At 65.4% G+C, this 2,093-nt stretch carries 1 protein-coding gene; it reads right to left on the bottom strand.

The annotated features are described in order from the left end of the window. Positions 1–52: 52 nt before the first annotated feature. Positions 53–1,717 (bottom strand): acetolactate synthase large subunit, encoded by a 1,665-nt coding sequence (locus AC1D00_RS38220; protein ID WP_477014236.1) that lies wholly within the window; start codon positions 1,715–1,717, stop codon positions 53–55. Positions 1,718–2,093 lie beyond the last annotated feature (376 nt).

Here is a 2,093-nt window from a genome sequence, read left to right as displayed (position 1 = left end):
TTGCTTCGCTGCGCTCGCAATGACGACGCGGAAATTGCTACGTCCCATCACATCACGCCTTCGACTTCTCGTGAGCCCGCAGTTCGTCCACCAGCACCCGCACGTTCTCCGAATAGTCGATCGGGATCGAGACCAGGTGCACGCCGCCTTCCCTGAACGCGGCATCCAGCGTCGGGCCGAAGCTGTCGATGCTCGCGATACGATGGCCCTTGGCGCCGTAGGCCTTCGCGTAGAGGACGAAATCGGGATTGCCAAAGGTCATGCCGAAATCGGCGAAATGATCGACGGCCTGCTTCCAGCGGATCATGCCGTAGGCGTTGTCCTCCAGCACCAGCACGACCAGGTTGAGCTTGAGGCGGACGGCGGTTTCCATCTCCTGGCTGTTCATCATGAAGCCGCCGTCGCCGGCGACCGCGAGCACGCGGCGGTCGGGAAAGAGCATCGCCGCCATCATCGCCGACGGCAGGCCGGCGCCCATCGTCGCCAGCGCGTTGTCCAGCAGCAGCGTGTTGGCGACGCGGGTGCGGTAGTTGCGCGCGAACCAGATCTTGTACATGCCGTTGTCGAGCGCGACGATGCCGTTCTCCGGGATCACCTGGCGGATGTCGTGCACGATCCGCTGCGGCGTCGGCGGCCAGCGCGCCTCGGTGGCGCGGTCGGCGATATGGCTAAGGATCTTTTCGCGCAATGGCAGGAGCGCGGCCGCCTGCGGCAGCCTGCCTTCGAGGCGGTCCGCCAGCAGCTCCAGGCTCGGGCCGACATCGCCGACGACCTCGGCGTCCGGGAAATAGACCTGCTCGACGCTGGCCGACGTGTAGCTGACGTGAATCACCTTCGGGCCCGACGGCCCCATGATGAAGGGCGGCTTCTCGATCGGATCATGACCGATCGCCACGATCAGATCGGCGGCGTCGATCGCGTCATGGACATAGTCGCGCTCGGACAGCGCCGCGGTGCCCATATAGAGATTGGTGCCGCCGGGCACGGTGCCCTTCCCCATCTGCGTGGTGAAGAAGGGAATGCCGGTTCGCCGCACGAAGCTCGCGATGCCGTGGGTCGATCGTGGCCGGCTGGTCGCAGCGCCCATCATCACCAGCGGATGCCTTGCCGCAAGAATCATCTCGGCCGCTCGATCGAGCGCGGCGCGGTGGGCGACCGGAATTTCAATCGGATGGACCGGGATCACGGGAACGGCCGGCACTTCGTCGCCCGCGATGTCCTCGGGCAGTTCGAGATGCACCGGCCCCGGCCGCTCCTCCATCGCCACGCGAAAGGCATCGCGCACCACGGTCGGGATGCTGGAGGCGCTGATGATCTGCCGCGACAGCTTTGTCAGCGGCTTCATGGTCGCGACCACGTCCACGATCTGGAAGCGCGCCTGCCGGCTGCTCATGATCGGCTTCTGGCCGGTGATCAGGATCATCGGCATCGCGCCGAGATGTGCGTAGGCCGCACCCGTGGACAGATTGAGTGCCCCGGGGCCGAGCGTCGAGAGACAGACGCCGGGCTTGCCGGTGAGCCGGCCATGGGTGGCGGCCATGAAGGCGGCCGCCTGCTCGTGGCGGGTCAGGATCAGCTCGATCTTGGAGGTGCGGAGCGATTCCACGAGATCGAGATTTTCCTCGCCGGGAACGCCGAAAATGCGGTCGACGCCTTCATTCTCCAGCGCCGCGACAAACAGGTCCGATCCCTTCACCTTGCGTTCCTGCCCGCTCATGTCGCCTCCGCTCGCTGTTCTGGTCCCGTGTTCCGGGCGCGCGCATGGTAGCGGTCTGCGGCGCAGGCACAACTCACAATGCGGCGTGGTCTGCGATGTGCAGTGCGTCCTCAATACTCCGCTGTCATGCCCCGGCTTGACCGGGGCATCCAGTACGCCGCGGCCTCTCGGTCAGCTCACTGCTGTCTCTGGATACTGGATCGCCCGACCAAGTCGGGCGATGACAGTTGAGAATGTGGCGCGCAGCTCGACTTACATCGTCATTGCGAGCGCAGCGAGGCAATGACGGAGCAAGGGCCAGCGTCGCGCTTGTTCAACTCGCATCTGAACGCGCAGACGCAGCTTCGCATCCTCGCGGCTCATCTCGCCCGAGCTT

The sequence above is a fragment of the Bradyrhizobium sp. P2_E8 genome, from assembly GCF_056403875.1.
Note: the sequence above shows the minus strand (reverse complement) of the source record. Positions and strands in the feature narration are given on the sequence as shown.

Excerpts from the sequence above, each read along its gene's own strand:
- AC1D00_RS38220 (WP_477014236.1), bottom strand. The coding sequence starts at position 1,717 with ATGAGCGGGCAGGAACGCAAGGTGAAGGGATCGGACCTGTTTGTCGCG.